Source organism: Bradyrhizobium sp. 17 (assembly GCF_023073515.1).
GTDB classification, from domain to species: Bacteria; Pseudomonadota; Alphaproteobacteria; order Rhizobiales; family Xanthobacteraceae; genus Bradyrhizobium; species Bradyrhizobium canariense_D.
In genome coordinates, this window is sequence record NZ_JADPJQ010000128.1 from 123,269 (window position 1) to 140,652 (window position 17,384).

Sequence of the window (17,384 nt, forward strand, 5' to 3'; positions counted from 1 at the left end):
GGCGGTGTGCCGCTTTCGGCGTTTTGAAGCGTCACCCCTTGATCACGCCGCTCGCCACCAGCCGGTGCCAGATGAACAGCACCACCACGGCGCCGATGGTGGCCATGATGAATCCTGCACCCTGGTCGGGACCGTAATGACCGATGGCCTGACCGATGAAGGTCGCGAGAAACGCGCCGGCGATGCCGAGGATGGTGGTGAGGATGAAGCCGCTCGGATTGTTCGGTCCCGGCGCCAGCCAACGCGCGATGAGGCCGGCGATGAAGCCGACGACGATGATCCACAACAAGCCACCCATGCTCATGTCCGTGCTCCCCTCGTTTGACTAAACCAATCAGACTCTGCCCGCGATCTCTTGCTCGGTCGGCAGCCGTCCGTCCGGCGTCAGATGGTCGACCACCTGCGGCAGATACTGGCTGAGGCCCGAGAGCAGCTCGTCACGCGACAGGCCGCTTTGGGCGGACAGGCTCTCGATCTGGTCGGCGCCGAGCGCATTGGCGAGATCGCCTGGAGCGATCGCCTTGTTCTCGCCCTTGCCGACCCAGGTATTGGCAGTATCGCCATGACCGCTGTGCTGAAGCTGGTTGAGGAGATCGCCGAGCCCGCCGCTGAGCACGCTGCCGGCCGCGCCGCCCGCGAGCAGGCCGCCAAGGCCGCCCTTCAACAGGTCGCCGAGGCCACCACCAGCGCCTGCATTCACCGGCGGGGGGAGATGCGTCGGCGTCGGTGCCGGGGACGGCTGCGGCGCGCTGCCGCTCTGGTTGCCGCTCATATGCTTGAATGCCTTCCAGGCGAGCAGGCCAAGCAGCGCCATGGTCATGGGCGACATGCCGCCACTGGATGAGGATTGTGAACTCGGCGTGCTTGGCCCGCGCGGGCCGTTCTGCATGCCGTTGAGGACGTCGAGCAAACCCATGGCGTTCTCCCTTGGCGCTTTGTTGCCGGTAACAAGCCCCGTTCGAAAACATATGAGGCCGTCATGACGGTTACAAGGCGATTGCGCCGCAACTCCGGGAATGGGCAGCAGACACAGCCTCTGCTATCGAGGGCGGATCGTTGAGGGGGCAAGCCAAGATGATGACGGATCGACCGATCGTGGTGGCCGGCGCGGGCGCCATCGGATGTTTTGTCGGCGGCACCCTGGCGGCTGCCGGTCGCCGCGTCGCGTTCCTGGTGCGACCGCGGGTGAAGGCCGAGATCGAGCGGTTCGGTCTGCTTCTGACCGATTTCGACGGCTCCGAGAAGAAGCTCGATCCGGGCCAACTCGCGCTATCGGAAGATCCCGCGATCTTGCACAGCGCCGGCATCGTGCTGGTCACGGTGAAGAGCGCCGACACGGCAGCTGTCGCCAAGCAGATCGCGCAGCATGCGCCGCAGGACGCTGTCATCGTCTCGCTGCAAAACGGCGTCGGCAACGTCGCGGTGCTGCGCGATCGCCTCGGCGATCGCCGCGTGCTCGCCGGCATGGTGCCTTTCAACGTGGTCGGGATGGGCGAGGGCCGCTTCCACCGCTCGACCTCTGGCGACATTCATGTTGGCCAAGATGACACGAACGCGGCCGCAGCTCTGTCGGTGCCGGGGCTCACGATGCGCGCGAGCCGCGACATCACCGGCGTGCAATGGGGCAAGCTGATCATCAATTTGAACAACGCGCTCAGCGCCTTGTCCGACATGCCCCTCGCTGCGCAATTGGGGAACCGCGAATGGCGAAGGTTGTTCGCCGATCAGATGGCGGAGGGGCTGGCTGCAATGAGGGCCGCCGGCATCACACCGGTCTCGGCGACGCCGATCCCGTCGTCCTGGACGCCCGCCTTGCTGAGACTGCCTGATCCGATTTTCGACCTGATCCTGGGAAGGACCATGAAGATCGATCCCGAGGCGCGTTCCTCGATGTGGCAGGATTTGAAGCAGGGCCGCAAGACCGAGATCGACTATCTCCAGGGCGCGATCATCGCCCTCGCCGAACAGAACAGTGTCGACGTGCCGCTGTCGCGCCGCATTGTTGCGCTGATCAACGAGGCTGAGGCCGCGGGCAAGGGTCCGCCGCGGCTGACGCCGCAGCAGGTTCGCGGCGCTGCATGAGTTCACGCCGGCTGACGGGAGACGTGCGATGAAACGTTGTTTGACGATCGGGGTCGTGCTCGCCGCCTTATGTGCAGCTTCCACGTTTGCTCAGGCAAGGCCGCCGACCGTCACGAATTCGCCCGGCTATGACGCGCGCCTGAAGGAGAGTCGTTCGCAGTTGAGTAGTTCACCGACAACAACGGCGCCGGTGAATGCGCCGGTTGCTCAACCGAAGCGCAGCAAGAAGAAGCACACGAACTGAGGCTAGGAGACGGATCCCCGCCCAGTTCGTCATTGCGAGCGTAGCGAAGCAATCCAGACTGCCTCCGCGGAGAGATGCTGGATTGCTTCGCTGCGCTCGCAATGACGGCGACGCAGCTCAGCCCTTCTTCGCGGGCTTGCTCGGCGTCGGGCTGAACAGCTTCTTGATGTCGTTCAATCCATCCGACAGCCGCGGCCATTCGCAGGAGAACGAGCCCTTGGTGCAGGGTGTGCCCTTCGGCCGCGGCCGCGCGTCGCCGATGGCGGCCTGCTGGACTTTCGGCCGCTCGACCGGCACGGGCACGCGCTCGACCTCGGTTCGCAACGCGACCCGCTGGAGCTGCTGCACCTGTTGTTCCTGCTGCTCGCGCTGCTGGCGCGCGGTGGCCTGCGCGGCTTCATTGCTGCGGCGCTGATTGGCGAGATAGGCGGTGTAGGATTCGTCGATCTTCTTCTGCTCCTCCGGCGTCGGATTGGGCCCGGCGATGTCGAAGCTGCGGTCCTGGAGGAAATCGTAATAGGAATAGCCGCCGCCCGCCTTGCGCCGGCCGGCGAATTTGGCGTTGCAGTCGGCAAGCGCAGCCGTCTTCTCGGATTTGGTCGTAGCTTTCTCGGCGGCGTCGGCGCAGGCCTCGAAGTCAACAGGCGCGCGCTTCCACCATTGTGCCTGGGCATGCGACGGCGCCAGCAGGAAAAATCCTGCTGCAGCAACGACAAGCGCCGCACGACGCGATGCAACTACGTCCGACATTCTACGAGAGCATTCCTTGCAAAACTCAACCCGAACTGAGTCGGGCTGATTTTTGCCCCTTTATGGCCTGCTTGTCACCCATGGAACCCGGGAATTTCATGGCTGTGATGCTGACATTTTTTGCTTGACGTGGCGCAGGAGTCACAGCGTCACTTCATCCTGCGCTCGCCTCATCGGCGACGCCAAGAATACGAAGTGGAAACGCCTCATGCTGCTGCCCCTGTCCGATGTGCCGCGCTGGTACGCCGAACGCAAACCGCAAGGCACGATCGCCGTCCGTCACGGGCAGGATACGCTGACATGGGACGCGCTCGAACGCGGCGCCAACCGGCGCGCGCGGGCGTTCATGGCCAAGGGTGTCAAGCCCGGCGACTTTGTCGCGATCGGTTTGCCCAACTGCAATGCGTTTTTCGAGACCTCGTTTGCAGTGTGGAAATGCGGAGCGACGCCGACCTCGTTGTCATGGCGGCTGCCGCGCGGCGAAGCCGCCGCGGTGCTCGACATCCTGAAGCCGGCGCTGGTGGTCGGCGGCGAAGCCGACTGGAACGCGCCGAACCGTCTGCCCGCGGATTTCGTGCCGGAAGGGTTTTCGGACGAGCCGCTCACCGCACCGGTGGCGCGCTATTGGAAAGCCATGACCAGCGGCGGATCGACCGGCCGCCCGAAGGTGATCCTCGATCACCAGCCGGCGGTGATCGACACGGTCGCCGCGCCGCCGCTCAACATCCCCTTCGGGGTCTCGTTGCTCAATCCCGGTCCGCTCTATCACAATGCGCCGTTCATCGTGTCGCACTACGCGCTGTTCACCGGCGGCCAGCTCACCGGCCTCGTCAAGTTCGACGCCGAGGAGGCGCTGCGGCAAATTGCGCGCGAGCGCGTGCAATGGGTCAATTTCGTGCCGACCATGATGCACCGGATCTGGGCGCTCCCGGAGCACGTGCGCAACGCCTACGATGTGTCGAGCCTGCAAACCGTCTTCCACATGGCCGCTCCGATGCCACCCTGGCTGAAGGAGAACTGGATCGCCTGGCTCGGGCCTGAGCGGATCTGGGAGCTCTATGGCGGCACCGAGCGACAGGGCTCCTGCATCATCTCCGGCAAGGAATGGCTGACGCACCAGGGCTCGGTCGGCAAGATCGGCGAGACGGCGCGCTTGCGCATCATCGGCGAGGACGGCAACGACGTTGCGCCGGGTGAGACCGGCGAGATTTACTTCCTCAACAATGACGGCAATGACGCCACCTATCACTATCTCGGCGCCGAGCCGAAGCGCCGCGCCGACGGCTGGGAATCGCTGGGCGATATCGGCAGGCTGGATGCGGAAGGCTACCTTTATCTCGGTGACCGCCTCGCCGACATGGTGCTGCGCGGCGGCGCCAACATCTATCCCGCCGAGGTCGAAGCTGCCGTCTCCGCCTGTCCGGGCGTGCGCTCCTGCGTGGTGGTGGGATTGCCCGATCCGGAATTGGGCCAGCGCGTGCACGCCATCATCGAGCCGGAGAGCGATGCGGACGGCCAAGCCATCGCCGACGGAATGGCGGATTTCCTCAAAGACAGGCTCAGCCGCTACAAGCACCCGGAGAGCTTCGAGATCGTCACCGTCCCACCACGCGACGATTCCGGTAAAGTTCGCCGCACGCTGTTGCGCGACGAGCGCGCGGCGTGGATGAAGGAGGGGCGCGCGTTCCGGATTTGGCCGGCGAAGGCGCGGGCGGACGCCGATTAAGAGAATTCATGGGAAGGACCGAGATTATGACCATCACCATCGCCGCGAACGCTGTGCCGAAGCCGCCGGCCGCGATCATCGAGGGCTTTCGCGGTGCGCCGACCCCGGTCATTTCGGACAATCTCGGCCGGCTGCCGGGCGCCGTGGGGCTCAAACCCTATCATCGCGGTGCCAAGCTGGTGGGCACGGCCTTCACGGTCCGCACCCGTCCCGGTGACAATCTCGCCATCCACCGCGCGCTCGAGCTGGTGGGCCCCGGCGACGTCATCGTGGTCGATGGCGGCGGCGACGAGACCCGCGCGCTGGTCGGTGAGATCATGAAGAACATCGCGCAATGGCGCAAAGCCGAAGGCTACGTCATCGACGGCGCGATCCGCGACGTCGCGGCGTTCGCTGCCGATGACTTTCCCTGCTATGCCCGCGCGGTGATCCACCGCGGCCCTTACAAGAACGGCCCCGGCGAGATCAACGTGCCTGTTTCGATCGGCGGCAGCGTGATCTCGCCCGGCGACATCGTCGTCGGAGACGAGGACGGCGTGGTGTCGTTTGCCGCCGCCGGTGCCGCGGCGCTGCTCGACGCCGTGCGAGCCCAGGTCGCGCGCGAGGAGGAGACGCTGAAGGCGATCCGCGAGGGCCGTTATCAAGGCTCGTATGGCAAATCCTGATCAGCGAGAATGAAGAGGAGGGCGGCGTGAGCCAGCAGGACGAATTCCACAATCTCGACGATAACGGCGACGGGTTGTTTCGCGAGCTCGCGGCAGGGGTGACCACGCGCATCTTCTCCGGCGAGCAGGCGATGCTGTCGGTGGTGACGCTGGCGCCGCATGCGCAAGGCACGCTGCACCATCATCCCGAGGAGCAGTGGGGCGTGCTGCTCGACGGCTCCGCCATCCGCGTCCAGGGTGATGAGGAGATTGCCGTGAAGAAAGGCGACTTCTGGCGCACGCCGGGTAATGTGCCGCACACCATGCGCGCCGGCCCCGACGGCGCCCGCGTGCTGGACATCTTCAGTCCGCCGCGGCCAGAATACAGAAAAGCGGGATCCGGTTTCGGGACCACTTAAAGCGCCAAAGAGCAAAAGCCGGGCGCGAGAAAACAGGGGAGGGATACCATGACGATCACACGACGGACGCTGCTGGCAGCGCCGGCTATTCTCGCGATGACGCCGGCGTTGGCGCAGGCTTCAAAAATCACACTGGTGGTGCCGTTTCCGCCGGGCGGATCCACCGATGCGATGGCGCGGCTGCTCCAGAGCCATCTGCAAACCAAGCTCAACCGCATCGTCATTGTCGAGAACAAGTCGGGCGCGGCAGGCGCGCTCGGCGCGGCGCAGGTCGCCAAGAGCCCGCCTGACGGCTCGACGTTCCTGGTCACCTTCGATTCCCATGCGGTGATCCCCTCCATCCTCGACAAGCCGCCCGTCGATGTCGAGCGCGAGCTAATGCCGGTGTTGCTGGTCGGCACCGCGCCTTACGTGATCGCTGCCGGTGCAGGCCGCCCCTACAAGAGCTTTGCCGACGTGGTGGCGGCCTGCAAGGCGACGCCCGGCGCGGTGAAATATGCCTCCGTCGGCATCGGCACGCTCGGCCATCTCGCCATGACCGTGCTCGGCAACAAGGCCGGCGTCGAGATCATGCACGTGCCCTATCGCGGCGGAGGCCCCGCAATGAACGACGTGCTCGGCGGCCATGTCGACCTGATCGCGGGATCTGCGGCGCTGGTCGCAGCCCAGCTCGGCACCAACATGCTGCGTCCGATCCTGCAGCTCGGCCGCGAGCGGCTGCCGGGCCTGCCGGATACGCCGACCGCGATCGAGGCGGGCTTTCCGGATTTCGAGACGCTGGCCTGGTGGGGCATCTTCGCGCCCACCGGCACGCCGCCGGACATCGTCGCAGGCCTCGCGACGGCGTCCAAGGAGATCCTGAGCGAGCCCGCGACCGCCGCCCAGCTCAAGGAAACGCAGCAGATGACGCTGCTGCTCGAGGACGCTCCCGCCTTCAAGACCTTCTTCGACAAGCAGGTCGCCATTTGGGGCAAGGTGGTCAAGGACAACAATATCCGGGCATGAGATGACCGGCAGCCCTCCGCATTGAGCAACGCGGAGGGCTTCCGATCCCCCTTCCGCTTTGATATGAAGCCCCGGTAACCCGCTCTGCGGGTTCCGCGGTCCCGTAGCTCAGCCGGATAGAGCGACGGTTTCCTAAACCGTAGGTCGGAAGTTCGAGTCTTCCCGGGATCGCCAGTTTTTCAGTGAGCAATCGTCGCGTTTGATACGCTCGTCGGCGCAAAAATTGCTAGAAGCGCGAAGCTTCCTCCTGGCCCGGGCTGACTGCCGCCCCGCCTCGCTGCCATATCCGGAGACGACAATGCCTTTCGATTTGATCCTGCGCGGCGGCCGTGTGGTCGACCCGTCCCAGAAGCTCGACGCCGTGACCGATGTCGCCTTTTCCGGCGGCAAGGTCGCGGCGATCGGCAGTGGGCTCAAGGCGGATCCGGGCACCGAGGTGCGCGACGTCTCTCGCTACATCGTGACGCCGGGACTGATCGATCTCCACACCCATGTCTATTGGGGCGGCACGTCGCTCGGCATCGACGCCGAGGAGTTCTGCCGTCTTTCCGGCGTCACCACCGCGGTCGATACCGGCAGTGCGGGGCCGGGCAATTTCGCGGGCTTCCGCAAGCATGTGATCGAGCCGAGCCAGGTTCGTATCCTCGCTTATCTGCATGTCTCGCATGCCGGCATTTTCGGCTTCTCGCACCGGATCATGGTCGGCGAGAGCGAGGAGCTGCGGCTGATGAATCCGATCGAGGCGGCCAAGGTGGCCGACGCCAACCGCGATCTCATCGTCGGCATCAAGGTGCGCGTGGGGCTGCATTCCTCGGGCACGTCGGGCGTCGTGCCGCTCGACATCGCGCTCGAGGTCGCGAACGAGGTCGGCATGCCCCTGATGGCGCATATCGATCATCCGCCGCCGAGCTACGAGGAGGTGCTGGCGCGCCTGCGCCCCGGCGACGTGCTCACCCATGCGTTCCGTCCCTTCCCCAACACGCCTGCGACCGCGCAGGGCACGGTGAAGCGGGCGGTGCTCGACGCCCGCGAGCGCGGCGTGCTGTTCGACATCGGCCACGGCAAGGGCTCGTTCGCATTCAAGACCGCGCGTGCGATGCTCGCCAACGGCTTCTATCCCGACACCATCTCGTCCGACATTCATCAGCTCTGCATCGACGGCCCGGCCTTCGATCAGGTGACGACCCTGTCGAAATTCCTGTGCATGGGCATGCCGCTGTCCGACGTCATCGCAACCTCGACCGTCAACGCCGCGATGGCGCTGCGGCGCCCCGAGCTCGGCAGCCTCAAGCCGGGCAGCGTCGGCGACGCCACGCTGATCTCGGTGAGGGAAGGCCAGTTCGACTATGAGGACGTCGTCGGCGAGCACCTGATCGGCGACCGCAAGATCGTCTCCGAAGGCGTCGTGATCGGCGGCCGGTGGTGGCATCCGAATTGAGCGGCAGGCCGTTCACGCCGGCTTGATTACAACGACCTCGCGATCAACAGCTTCATGATCTCGTTCGTCCCGCCATAGATCTTCTGGATGCGGGAATCGATGAAGATGCGCGAGATCGGATATTCCTGCATATAGCCGTAGCCGCCGAACAGCTGCAGGCATTCGTCGGCGGTCTCGACCTGCTTCTCCGAGCACCAATATTTCGCCATCGACGCCGTGACGGTGTCGAGGTCCTTTGCGACCAGCCGCTCGATGCACCAGTCGACGAAGACGCGCGCGATCATCGCTTCGGTCTTGCGCTCGGCGAGCTTGAAGGCGGTGTTCTGGAAATCCATCAGCGGCTTGCCGAAGGCCTTGCGCTCCTTGGTGTAGTCGACGGTGAGTTTTATCGCGCGCTCCATAGCCGCGACCGCGCCGACCGCGAGCGCGAGGCGCTCCTGCGGCAATTGCTGCATCAGCTGCACGAAGCCCTGGCCTTCCTCGCCGCCGAGCAAATTGTCCGGCGGCACCGCGACGTTGTCGAAGAACAGCTCAGACGTGTCGGAGGCATGCAGGCCGATCTTGTCGAGGTTGCGCCCGCGCTTGTATCCATCCGCGCCTGAGGTTTCGACCACGATCAGCGAAATGCCCTTGGCGCCGACATCGCCGGTGCGCGCAACCACGATGACGAGGTCGGCAGCCTGGCCGTTGGTGATGAAGGTCTTCTGTCCGTTGATGACGTAGGAATTGCCCTGCTTCCTGGCGGTGGTCTTGACGGCCTGCAAATCCGAGCCGGTGCCGGGCTCGGTCATGGCGATGGCGCCGACCATCTCGCCTGAAGCCATCTTCGGCAGCCAGCGCTTCTTCTGCTCCTCCGAGCCGTAATTGAGGATGTAGTGCGCGACGATGGCGCTGTGCACGGAGACGCCGGTCGTCAGCTCCGGCACCGTGCTTTCGAGGTCGTCGAGCACGGCGGCATCATAGGCGAAGGTGGCGCCCAGGCCGCCATATTCCTCCGGCACGCTTGCCAGCAGCGCGCCCATCTCGCCGAGCCCGCGCCAGGCAAAGCGGTCGACCATCTTCTGCTCGCGCCATTTTTCGGCATGCGGGGCCAGATCCTTGGCAAGATACTTCCGGAACTGGTCGCGGAAGATTTCGAGCTCTTCGGTCATCCAGGAGGAGCGGTAGGACATGGTCACCTCGGTCAATGCGGCTTGCCGGCCTGGTTAGGCCAGCCTTTGGCGGCAATTATTGTGTTTTCAGGCTGTGCCGGTGACGCTACCAAGGCGGCCGGAGCAGCGTCTATCGGGATGGTTGATTGTGGCTGTCAAAATCCAAACCGTCAAAACCAAAGAGCTCAAGCTCGACATCGCGCGCATCGGCACGGTCTCCGCGATCCTGACGCAGCCGGACAAGGCGCGCGCCTGCTACGTCCTGGCGCATGGTGCCGGTGCAGGGATGCGGCATGCATCGATGGACAAGATTGCGGAGGGGCTCGCTGCTCGCGACATCGCGACCTTCCGCTTCAATTTTCCTTACATGGAAAACAAGCAGGGCCGTCCCGACCAGCCTGCGGTCGCCCACGCCACGATCCGCGTGGCAGTCGAGGAAGCCGCGCGGCTCTGCCCGGGTGTGATGCTCGTTGCGGGTGGAAAATCCTTCGGCGGGCGCATGACCTCGCAGGCGCAGTCCAAGGCTCCGCTGCCTGATGTCAAAGGGCTCGCCTTCCTCGGTTTTCCCCTGCACGCCGACAAGAAGCCGTCGACGGAGCGCGCCGAGCATCTCGCCCATGTCGAGATCCCGATGCTGTTCCTGCAAGGCACCCGCGACGGGCTCGCCGATCTCGGCCTCCTCAAGCCGGTCATCGCCGCTCTTGCCCCGAAGGCGACGCTGCATGAGATCGAAGGCGGCGATCACTCCTTCGCGGTGCTGAAAAAGTCCGGCCGCACCAATGAAGAGGCGCTGACAGAGGTGCTTGATACGCTCGCGGCCTGGATCGACAGCCTCGCCTGAAATCTCACGCCGAATATAGCCCCTTGTCGCGCGCCTTCTGGATCGCGAGCGCGGCGATCAAGTCGAGCGTCGGCGTCGACAGGCCGGCGGTGCGCGCGAAGGCTTGGGGCGCCTTTACCAGGACGTCGATCTCCATGGCGCGGCCGAGCTCGTAATCCTGCAGCAGCGACGGCTTGTGGTTGGGGGCGGGGCCGCTGCGTGATACGCGCTTGACCTCGGGGATAAAATGCTGAGCGATCTCGTTGGCCTCGTTCAGCATCCGCGGAATGACATCCGCAAAGGCGGGGTCATCGCGCACGCCGCGCGCGGTCTGGCCGGTGAGCAGGCACAGCACCGACAGTGACATGTTGGTCAGCAGCTTTGACCAGATCGCCTCGCGGATCTCGGCGACCGGCGGCGATTCCAGCCGTGCGTCGCTGAAGACACCGCGGAGCGTCGTGATGCGCTCGCAATTGCGGTCGTCACATTCGCCGATCAGCAGGCGGTTGCGGTCCGGCGTCAGGTTCTGCACCACGCCGGGCGCGATCACCTCGTTGGAGGAGAAGACTACGCCGCCGACGATCCGCTCTTTCGGAATGCAGGCGCGCAGGCGTCCGCCCGGGTCGAGGAAGGAAATGTCCGGCGGGGTCGGGTGCCGCGGCGGCAGGCCGATCCGGTACCACCAGGGAATGCCGTTCTGCGCGAACACGATCGCGGTGTTGTCCTGCAGCAGCGGCTTGAGACTGGAGACCAGCCCGGTCAACGCGGTCGCCTTCAAGGTGCTGATCACGACGTCCTGCGGGCCGAGCTGGGCCGGATCGCCGGAGGCGTTCACCTTGGCGGAGACCTCGGAATCGCCGACGCGCAGCTTGAGGCCGTTGGCCCGGACCGCCTCCAGGTGCGCGCCCCGCATCACGCACGAGACCTCGTGGCCGGCGCGGGCCAACCGAACTGCAAGATGGCTGCCGACGGCGCCCGCGCCGAAAATGCAGATGCGCATGTGATGTCCGTCCCTGATCCCTTGATGCCGCCCCGCGGCAGCATGACACAAGCCGCCATGCGATGGACGCGGCTGCCCTACGCTCGAAAGATATGGATCAGGGCGCGGAGCCTCGGTCATAGTGCGCGCCAAACAAACGAGCGGAGGAACACCGATGACCGACAGCCCCGTCCTGTGGACCCTGGATGCGCGTGGGGTTGCGACCGTCACGTTGAACCGGCCGGAGGTTAACAATGCCTATGACGGCGCGTTGATCGCAGGCGTGCTCGCGGCCATGGACGATCTTGGCAGCAAGCCCAACCTTCGCGTCGTCGTGCTCAAGGGCAATGGCAAGCATTTCCAGGCTGGCGCCGACCTCAAATGGATCAACGGCGTGCGGCCGCAATCGAGCGAGGCGAACGAGGCCGCGTCGCGGGCGACGTTCGAGGCCGTGCAGCGGCTCAATACGCTGGCTATCCCGACGGTCGCGCTGGTGCAGGGCGGCTGCTTTGGCGGCGGCACCGGCGTGATCGCGGCCTGCGACGTCGTGATCGCGGCCGACAACGCGCTGTTCTCGATCACCGAAGTGCGCTGGGGCCTGACCGCGGCCATCATCATCCCGCAGCTCTGCGATGCCATTGGTGTACGGCAAGTCCGCCGCTACGCGCTGACAGGTGAACGTTTCGGCGCCGAGGACGCCCGTCGTATCGGCCTCGTCCACGAGGTGGTGCCGCTCGCCGATCTCGACGCCGCCGGCGCCAAGGTGGTCGAGCAGTTGCTTGCCAACGGATCGGAGGCGATGGCCGAGACCAAGCGGCTCGCGCTGGAAAGTTCGTTCGGCGGCATGGCGGTGGACGATGCGGCTTACAAGCGGCTCGTGCATCTGCATTCGCTGAAGCGACAGAGCGCGGAAGCCGCCGAGGGGCTGGCGTCGTTCGCGGAAAAGCGCGCCGCGAATTGGGCAGGTGCTAAAAGCTGAACGCGAGTAGCCCGGATTACGCTTCGCTCCATCCGGGCTACGGGCTTTTACAGCGACGTCGCGAGTGACCTTTTCAGCAAAGTGAGCAGCGCCTGTACCGCGGCGGCATTGCGCCGCCGTTCAGGGATCGCAGCCTTCACCCACAATTCCGGAATCGGAAACTCGCGCAGCACCGGCTTGAGCGCGCCGTCGCGCAAGGCGCCCGCGACGAGATAGTCCGATATCAACACAATGCCGTTGCCGGCGATGGCGCTGCGCGCCAGCACTTGGCCCTCGTTGCAGGACAGCAGCGGACTGACCTGGACGCTGATGCGGCCGCGCGGCCCGTCAAAGATCCATTCGGGGCCGGTCGGTAGAAAGCTGAGGCAGCGATGATCGACCAGATCACGCGGATGTTTTGGCGTGCCGTGTTTCTTCAAATAGGCAGGCGAGGCGCAGAGCAGCCGCTTCAGCGGGCACAAGGGTTCGTCGACGACACCGCCAAAGGAATGCGGGAAGGCGCCGATGGCGATGTCAAAGCCTTCGGTGACGGGATCGACCGGACGGTCGAACAGCACGATCTCGAGCTTGAGCCGCGGGTTCTGGGTCTGGAAGGCGGTGAAGACGTCCGCAAGCCGCGCGACCGTCAGCGAGGTCGGGGCCTTGATGCGCAGATGATCGACGAGATCGTGGCCCTTCTCGCCCATGCGCGACAGCAGATCGGCGGCGTCGGTGACGACGCCGCGGGCGCGATGCACGTAGCGCTGGCCGGCCTCGGTCAGCCGCAATTGCCGGGTCGAGCGATGAAACAGTGGCGTGCCGATCCGCGCCTCCAGCTGCGTGACGCGCTTGGCGACCACCGACGTCGAGACGCCGAGTTTTCGCGCGGCCGCGGAGAAGCCGGTGGCGTCGGCGGTCGCGAGGAACGCCTGAAGGTTTACCAGGATGTCCATCTTCGGCCTTTCGCGATTCGAGAAAGGTGATCGCCTATTTTGGCGGATTGTAGCTCGATCCGGGTTAATTCATAGTCCGGCCCAAGCAAAGGATTTCAGGGACAGGACGCGCCATGCAGGCCATGACGATCGAAGAACCGGCGCGCCAGGTGCCGCTTTACGGCGAATATGAAGTCGTCGTCCTCGGCGGCGGTCCGGCCGGCATCGTGGCGGCGGCCTCAAGCGCACGCGCGGGACGGAAGACGCTGCTGATCGAGCGGTACGGCTTCCTTGGCGGCATGGGCACCGCCGCAGGCGTCACCAATTTCTGCGGCCTGCACGGCAATGTCCACGGCGAGGCCCACCGGCTGGTGCAGGGCATGGCGTCGGAGTTGCTGGCGCGGATCGATCGCTTGAACGGCCTCAACGCGCCGCATCTGATTCTCGGCAAGGTCTTCGCCCAGGCCTACGACACCGCCGCCTACAAGATCGCGGCCGACCAACTGCTCGCCAGTCACAAGGTGCACATCCTTTTCCACGCGCTTGGTGCCGGTGTGGTGATGGGCGCTAACAGCCGCATCGATGCGCTGATGGTCGAGACCAAGGCCGGCCGGCAGGCGGTGCGATCGGAGATCTTCATCGATTGCTCCGGCGACGGCGATCTCGCGGTTTGGGCCGGCGCGCCGTTCGAATTCGGCGACGAGCACGGTCATCCGATGTATCCCTCGATGATGCTCCGTCTCAACAACATCGACCCGGAGAGGGCAGGCGAAGCCTGGCGGACCATTCCGCAATTGATGGAGCAGGCCACCGCCGCCGGCACCCACACATTCCCGCGCAAGAGCGCGATCGTGCGGCCGCAGAAGTCCGGCATCGAATGGCGGGTGAATTTTACGCAAGTGGCGCGCGAGGACGGCCATGCCATCAACGGCATCGAGCCTGATGATCTCACCCGCGGCGAGATCGAGGGCCGCAAGCAGGCGCTGGCTGCGTTCGAATTCCTGCGCACCGTGCCGGGCTTTGAAAAATCCTACATCGTCGACCTGCCGCCGCAGCTCGGCATCCGCGAAACCCGCCGCATCACGGGCGGCTATCAGCTCAGCGGCGAGGACGTGCTCGGCTGCGCTTCGTTCGAGGATTCCATCGGGGTCAATGGCTGGCCGATCGAGGCCCATGTCCCCGGCGACGTCGTCTTCACCTTCCCGCCGATCCCGGAATCGCGCGGCTATAACGAGCTGCCTTACCGCATGCTGGTGCCCGAAGGCGTCGATAATCTGCTGGTCGCCGGCCGCTGCGCCTCGATGACCCATGAGGGCCAATCGGCGGCCCGGGTCTCCGGTGCCTGTTTCGTGATGGGGGAGGCGGCCGGTTCCGCGGCAGCGCTGGCGCTCTCCGGAAACCGGATCCCGCGTGACATCCCCGTTGAAAAGCTGCAGGAAACGTTGAAACAACAGGGCGCCTTTATCGGACGGGACCAGCCCGTGCCTGAAGGCCTGTAACCGACTGCAAGATATCGACGGCGGAGGAAACGAAATGATCGGGATTGTGCGGCTCGCGCTAGCTGGCCTGATGGCGATCACAGCAATGGGCACGGCCCGAGCCGAGGACGCGCTGAAGGCCAGGATCGGCGTGCTCAGGCTATCCTCCTCCGCGCCGGTGTTCATCGCGCAGGACAAGGGCTATTTCCGCGAGGCCGGCCTCGAGGTCGAGCTGAAATTCTTCGACGCGGCGCAGCCGATCGCGGTGGCGACGACCTCGGGCGACATCGATTTCGGCGTCACCGCCTTCACCGCAGGTCTTTACAATCTCGCCGGCAAGGGCGTGCTCAAGGTGATCGGCGGCATGAGCCGCGAGAAGGCTGGTTATCCCCTGATCGGCTATTTCGCCAGCAACAACGCCTATGCGAGCGGTCTGAAGACGCCGAAGGACCTCGCGGGCAAGCGCGTGGCGATGACGCAGGTTGGCTCCTCCTTTCACTATTCGCTCGGCCTGCTTGCCGACAAATACGGTTTCAAGCTCGCCGACGTGAAGATTGTGCCGCTGCAATCGCTGTCGAATGCGGCGGCCGCGCTGAAGGGCGAGACCGTGGATGCAGCGCTGCTGCCGATCTCCACCGCGCGAAAGCTGATGGACGACGGTGGTGCGAAGTTTCTCGGCTGGGTCGGCGACGAGACACCCTGGCAATTGGGCGCGGTGTTCGCCTCGCCGAAGACGCTGACCAACAAGGTGCTGGTGACGAAGCTGCTCGGCGCCTTGGCAAAGGCCGACCGCGAATATCACGACGTCATCCTCGCCGCGATGAAGGACGGTGTCGCGCCGATCAATGACAAGACAAAGCCGCTGCTGGAGATCATCGCCAAATATACGAACCTCCCGGTCGAGCAGGTGGTCGGCAACTGCGCCTATATCGATCCCGACGGCAAGCTGGATGTGAAGAACGTCGACAACCAGATCAAATGGCTCCAGGAGCAGGGTTTTGCCGACAAGGGCTTCGACGCGAATGCGATCATCGCCAAGGAATTCGTGAAGGCGGATTGAGAGTAGAACGCAGTCCATGGACCTGATCGCCAACCACATCACCCATCGCTTCGGCGATCTCGCCGTGCTCGACAACGTCTCGTTCACCGTCAGCGCGGGCGAGGTGGTGGCGATCGTGGGGCCGTCGGGCTGCGGCAAGAGCACGTTGCTGTCGATCCTTGGCGGGCTGTTGCTGCCGACCTCCGGCGCGCCCGAGCTGCGTGGATCGCCGCCGGCGGACAGCCTCAATCCGCTCACCTTCGTGTTCCAGGACTTTGCGCTGCTGCCCTGGGCGAATGTGGAGGAGAACGTCGAATTCCCGCTGCTGCACACCCAGCTCTCGGCCGTGCAGCGCCGCGCGCTGGTCGAGGACGCCTTGCGCCGCACCGGCCTGACCGATTTTCGCAAAACCTATCCAAAGCAGCTTTCCGGCGGCATGCGCCAGCGCGTCGGCATTTCGCGCGCGCTCGCGGTCAGGCCGGCCATTCTCCTGATGGACGAGCCATTGTCGGCGTTGGATTCGCAGACCCGCGAACTGCTGATGGAGGATTTCGTCCGGCTGCTCGCCGATGGCGGCATGGGCGCCGTGTATGTCACGCATAATCTCGAAGAGGCGGCGAGGCTTGCCGACCGCATCGTGGTGCTGTCGCGGCGCCCTGGCCGTATTCGCGAGGTCGTGAGCGTGCCGATGACGCGCACTGAGCGCGGTGACATTGCAGCCCGTGAAAAGCTGCTCGCGCTTCAGAACCAGATCTGGTCGCTGATCCGCAACGAGGCGATCGATGCCGAGCGCGAGGTCCAGCATGCTTGATCGCGCTCCGGCGGGAACATCGACGAAGGATGAAGCGGTCCGGCGCGTCCGCTTTCGCGGCGCCGGCTTCGTGCCGGCGAGCAGCCGTTTCGGCGGCTGGATCGCGCTCGCGCTGGTCATTGCGATCTGGCAGGCCGCCGGCAGCACCGGCCTGGTCAATCCGCTATTCCTGCCACCGCCATCGGCGATCGCGCGGGCGATCTACCAGCTCGCGATCTCGGGTGCGCTGTGGCAGCACCTTTCCGCGTCGCTCCTGCGCATCGGTGTCGGCTGGCTGCTCGGCACGGCAGCCGGTGTCGCCGTTGGCTTTGCCATCGGCCTGTCGCGTCTGGCGCGCAGCGTCGGCATCACCTTCATCTCGGCGCTGTTCCCGATCCCGAAGATCGCGCTGCTGCCGCTGTTGATCCTCTGGCTCGGCATCGGTGAAGAGCCGAAGATCGCGACCATTGCGCTCGGGGTGTTCTTCTCGACCGCGATCTCGGTCTATAGCGGCGTCGACGCGGTGCCGCGCAACCTCATCCGCATGGCGCAGAGCTTCAACGTGCCGTTCGCCACCATCGTGCGCAAGGTGGTCTGGCCGGGCGCGCTGCCCGCGATCCTCGCCGGCTTCCGTATCACCTCGTCGGTGGCGCTGCTGCTCGTCGTCAGCGCCGAGATGATCGGCGCGCAGTACGGCATCGGCGCGTTCGTGCTGCAGGCTGGCAATTTGATGCAGACGGATCAGCTGCTCGCGGGCGTGGTGATTTTGTCGGTGTTTGGGTTGATGGTGGGGAGGGTGATCAACTGGCTGGAGACGCGGCTGTTGCACTGGCGGTGAGGTTTACTCCGTCATTGCGAGCGCAGCGAAGCAATCCAGACTGTCGCCGCGGAAAGATTCTGGATTGCTTCGCTGCGCTCGCAATGACGAT

Annotated in this window: 19 protein-coding genes and 1 tRNA gene; 14 read left to right on the plus strand and 6 right to left on the minus strand. The window is 65.1% G+C overall.

The features are described from left to right. Nucleotides 1–31: 31 nt before the first annotated feature. On the minus strand, nucleotides 32–304 hold the full coding sequence (locus IVB13_RS35665; protein WP_083926312.1) for a GlsB/YeaQ/YmgE family stress response membrane protein: 273 nt from the start codon (nucleotides 302–304) through the stop codon (nucleotides 32–34). Between the two features lie 30 nt (nucleotides 305–334). Next, on the minus strand, nucleotides 335–916 hold the full coding sequence (locus IVB13_RS35670) for a YidB family protein (protein ID WP_026232432.1): 582 nt from the start codon (nucleotides 914–916) through the stop codon (nucleotides 335–337). Between the two features lie 158 nt (nucleotides 917–1,074). Here IVB13_RS35670 and IVB13_RS35675 point away from each other — a divergent pair, with 158 nt between their 5' ends. Together IVB13_RS35675 and IVB13_RS35680 are read left to right on the plus strand one after the other, a co-directional pair. After that, complete coding sequence (locus tag IVB13_RS35675; RefSeq protein WP_247299203.1) at nucleotides 1,075–2,082, plus strand: 2-dehydropantoate 2-reductase; 1,008 nt, start codon at nucleotides 1,075–1,077, stop codon at nucleotides 2,080–2,082. 28 nt (nucleotides 2,083–2,110) lie between these two features. Next, on the plus strand, nucleotides 2,111–2,326 hold the full coding sequence (locus IVB13_RS35680; RefSeq protein WP_247492209.1) for a hypothetical protein: 216 nt from the start codon (nucleotides 2,111–2,113) through the stop codon (nucleotides 2,324–2,326). 117 nt (nucleotides 2,327–2,443) lie between these two features. Here IVB13_RS35680 and IVB13_RS35685 read toward each other — a convergent pair whose 3' ends face one another. Then, nucleotides 2,444–3,076 (minus strand): hypothetical protein, encoded by a 633-nt coding sequence (locus IVB13_RS35685; RefSeq protein ID WP_018452973.1) that lies wholly within the window; start codon nucleotides 3,074–3,076, stop codon nucleotides 2,444–2,446. A gap of 208 nt (nucleotides 3,077–3,284) precedes the next feature. Here IVB13_RS35685 and IVB13_RS35690 point away from each other — a divergent pair, with 208 nt between their 5' ends. From IVB13_RS35690 to IVB13_RS35715, 6 genes are all read left to right on the plus strand, one after another. Next, a complete protein-coding gene (locus tag IVB13_RS35690; RefSeq protein WP_247299205.1) occupies nucleotides 3,285–4,802 on the plus strand; it encodes an AMP-binding protein in 1,518 nt (505 codons plus the stop codon). 26 nt (nucleotides 4,803–4,828) lie between these two features. Beyond that, nucleotides 4,829–5,467 carry an RraA family protein gene (locus IVB13_RS35695; protein ID WP_204514026.1) on the plus strand — a complete coding sequence of 213 codons (639 nt, stop codon included), beginning with the start codon at nucleotides 4,829–4,831 and terminating at the stop codon, nucleotides 5,465–5,467. 26 nt (nucleotides 5,468–5,493) lie between these two features. Next, complete coding sequence (locus IVB13_RS35700; protein WP_018452976.1) at nucleotides 5,494–5,865, plus strand: cupin domain-containing protein; 372 nt, start codon at nucleotides 5,494–5,496, stop codon at nucleotides 5,863–5,865. Between the two features lie 48 nt (nucleotides 5,866–5,913). Next, complete coding sequence (locus IVB13_RS35705) at nucleotides 5,914–6,870, plus strand: tripartite tricarboxylate transporter substrate-binding protein (RefSeq protein WP_018452977.1); 957 nt, start codon at nucleotides 5,914–5,916, stop codon at nucleotides 6,868–6,870. 97 nt (nucleotides 6,871–6,967) lie between these two features. Next, nucleotides 6,968–7,044: transfer RNA gene (locus tag IVB13_RS35710), tRNA-Arg, on the plus strand. Nucleotides 7,045–7,168: 124 nt separating this feature from the next. After that, a complete protein-coding gene (locus IVB13_RS35715) occupies nucleotides 7,169–8,308 on the plus strand; it encodes an amidohydrolase/deacetylase family metallohydrolase (protein ID WP_018452978.1) in 1,140 nt (379 codons plus the stop codon). 26 nt (nucleotides 8,309–8,334) lie between these two features. On the opposite strand, the gene IVB13_RS35720 is transcribed toward IVB13_RS35715, so the two are convergent. Then, nucleotides 8,335–9,480, minus strand: coding sequence for an acyl-CoA dehydrogenase family protein (locus IVB13_RS35720; protein ID WP_018452979.1), 1,146 nt, complete (start codon nucleotides 9,478–9,480; stop codon nucleotides 8,335–8,337). A gap of 127 nt (nucleotides 9,481–9,607) precedes the next feature. Here IVB13_RS35720 and IVB13_RS35725 point away from each other — a divergent pair, with 127 nt between their 5' ends. Next, the gene (locus IVB13_RS35725; protein ID WP_231189766.1) at nucleotides 9,608–10,300 is read left to right on the plus strand and encodes an alpha/beta family hydrolase; all 693 of its coding nucleotides are present in this window, start codon (nucleotides 9,608–9,610) and stop codon (nucleotides 10,298–10,300) included. Between the two features lie 4 nt (nucleotides 10,301–10,304). Here the strand turns inward: IVB13_RS35725 and IVB13_RS35730 are convergent, their stop codons facing one another. Then, the gene (locus IVB13_RS35730) at nucleotides 10,305–11,279 is read right to left on the minus strand and encodes a ketopantoate reductase family protein (RefSeq protein WP_018452981.1); all 975 of its coding nucleotides are present in this window, start codon (nucleotides 11,277–11,279) and stop codon (nucleotides 10,305–10,307) included. A 154-nt stretch (nucleotides 11,280–11,433) separates the two neighbouring features. Here IVB13_RS35730 and IVB13_RS35735 point away from each other — a divergent pair, with 154 nt between their 5' ends. After that, nucleotides 11,434–12,237: an enoyl-CoA hydratase-related protein gene (locus IVB13_RS35735; RefSeq protein WP_085351611.1), complete on the plus strand. Its 804-nt coding sequence runs from the start codon at nucleotides 11,434–11,436 to the stop codon at nucleotides 12,235–12,237. Between the two features lie 47 nt (nucleotides 12,238–12,284). On the opposite strand, the gene IVB13_RS35740 is transcribed toward IVB13_RS35735, so the two are convergent. After that, the gene (locus tag IVB13_RS35740) at nucleotides 12,285–13,169 is read right to left on the minus strand and encodes a LysR family transcriptional regulator (protein ID WP_018452983.1); all 885 of its coding nucleotides are present in this window, start codon (nucleotides 13,167–13,169) and stop codon (nucleotides 12,285–12,287) included. Nucleotides 13,170–13,282: 113 nt separating this feature from the next. Here IVB13_RS35740 and IVB13_RS35745 point away from each other — a divergent pair, with 113 nt between their 5' ends. Genes IVB13_RS35745 through IVB13_RS35760 form a run of 4 tightly spaced genes read left to right on the plus strand, consistent with a single transcriptional unit; the run spans nucleotide 13,283 to nucleotide 17,293 of the window. Then, nucleotides 13,283–14,647, plus strand: a complete 1,365-nt coding sequence (locus IVB13_RS35745; protein ID WP_018452984.1) for an FAD-dependent oxidoreductase — start codon at nucleotides 13,283–13,285, stop codon at nucleotides 14,645–14,647. Between the two features lie 34 nt (nucleotides 14,648–14,681). Further along, on the plus strand, nucleotides 14,682–15,686 hold the full coding sequence (locus IVB13_RS35750; protein WP_018452985.1) for an ABC transporter substrate-binding protein: 1,005 nt from the start codon (nucleotides 14,682–14,684) through the stop codon (nucleotides 15,684–15,686). A 16-nt stretch (nucleotides 15,687–15,702) separates the two neighbouring features. Beyond that, nucleotides 15,703–16,476: an ABC transporter ATP-binding protein gene (locus IVB13_RS35755; protein ID WP_247299209.1), complete on the plus strand. Its 774-nt coding sequence runs from the start codon at nucleotides 15,703–15,705 to the stop codon at nucleotides 16,474–16,476. Further along, nucleotides 16,469–17,293, plus strand: coding sequence for an ABC transporter permease (locus IVB13_RS35760; RefSeq protein WP_018452987.1), 825 nt, complete (start codon nucleotides 16,469–16,471; stop codon nucleotides 17,291–17,293). Before IVB13_RS35755 ends, IVB13_RS35760 begins: the two co-directional genes overlap by 8 nt. Nucleotides 17,294–17,384: the final 91 nt, after the last annotated feature.

Bases quoted from the DNA above. Each gene is read 5' to 3' on its own strand.
- IVB13_RS35665 (WP_083926312.1), bottom strand. From the start codon at position 304: ATGAGCATGGGTGGCTTGTTGTGGATCATCGTCGTCGGCTTCATCGCC.
- IVB13_RS35670 (WP_026232432.1), bottom strand. From the start codon at position 916: ATGGGTTTGCTCGACGTCCTCAACGGCATGCAGAACGGCCCGCGCGGG.
- IVB13_RS35675 (WP_247299203.1), top strand. From the start codon at position 1,075: ATGATGACGGATCGACCGATCGTGGTGGCCGGCGCGGGCGCCATCGGA.
- IVB13_RS35680 (WP_247492209.1), top strand. From the start codon at position 2,111: ATGAAACGTTGTTTGACGATCGGGGTCGTGCTCGCCGCCTTATGTGCA.
- IVB13_RS35685 (WP_018452973.1), bottom strand. From the start codon at position 3,076: ATGTCGGACGTAGTTGCATCGCGTCGTGCGGCGCTTGTCGTTGCTGCA.
- IVB13_RS35690 (WP_247299205.1), top strand. From the start codon at position 3,285: ATGCTGCTGCCCCTGTCCGATGTGCCGCGCTGGTACGCCGAACGCAAA.
- IVB13_RS35695 (WP_204514026.1), top strand. From the start codon at position 4,829: ATGACCATCACCATCGCCGCGAACGCTGTGCCGAAGCCGCCGGCCGCG.
- IVB13_RS35705 (WP_018452977.1), top strand. From the start codon at position 5,914: ATGACGATCACACGACGGACGCTGCTGGCAGCGCCGGCTATTCTCGCG.
- IVB13_RS35715 (WP_018452978.1), top strand. From the start codon at position 7,169: ATGCCTTTCGATTTGATCCTGCGCGGCGGCCGTGTGGTCGACCCGTCC.
- IVB13_RS35720 (WP_018452979.1), bottom strand. From the start codon at position 9,480: ATGTCCTACCGCTCCTCCTGGATGACCGAAGAGCTCGAAATCTTCCGC.
- IVB13_RS35730 (WP_018452981.1), bottom strand. From the start codon at position 11,279: ATGCGCATCTGCATTTTCGGCGCGGGCGCCGTCGGCAGCCATCTTGCA.
- IVB13_RS35735 (WP_085351611.1), top strand. From the start codon at position 11,434: ATGACCGACAGCCCCGTCCTGTGGACCCTGGATGCGCGTGGGGTTGCG.
- IVB13_RS35740 (WP_018452983.1), bottom strand. From the start codon at position 13,169: ATGGACATCCTGGTAAACCTTCAGGCGTTCCTCGCGACCGCCGACGCC.
- IVB13_RS35745 (WP_018452984.1), top strand. From the start codon at position 13,283: ATGCAGGCCATGACGATCGAAGAACCGGCGCGCCAGGTGCCGCTTTAC.
- IVB13_RS35750 (WP_018452985.1), top strand. From the start codon at position 14,682: ATGATCGGGATTGTGCGGCTCGCGCTAGCTGGCCTGATGGCGATCACA.
- IVB13_RS35755 (WP_247299209.1), top strand. From the start codon at position 15,703: ATGGACCTGATCGCCAACCACATCACCCATCGCTTCGGCGATCTCGCC.
- IVB13_RS35760 (WP_018452987.1), top strand. From the start codon at position 16,469: ATGCTTGATCGCGCTCCGGCGGGAACATCGACGAAGGATGAAGCGGTC.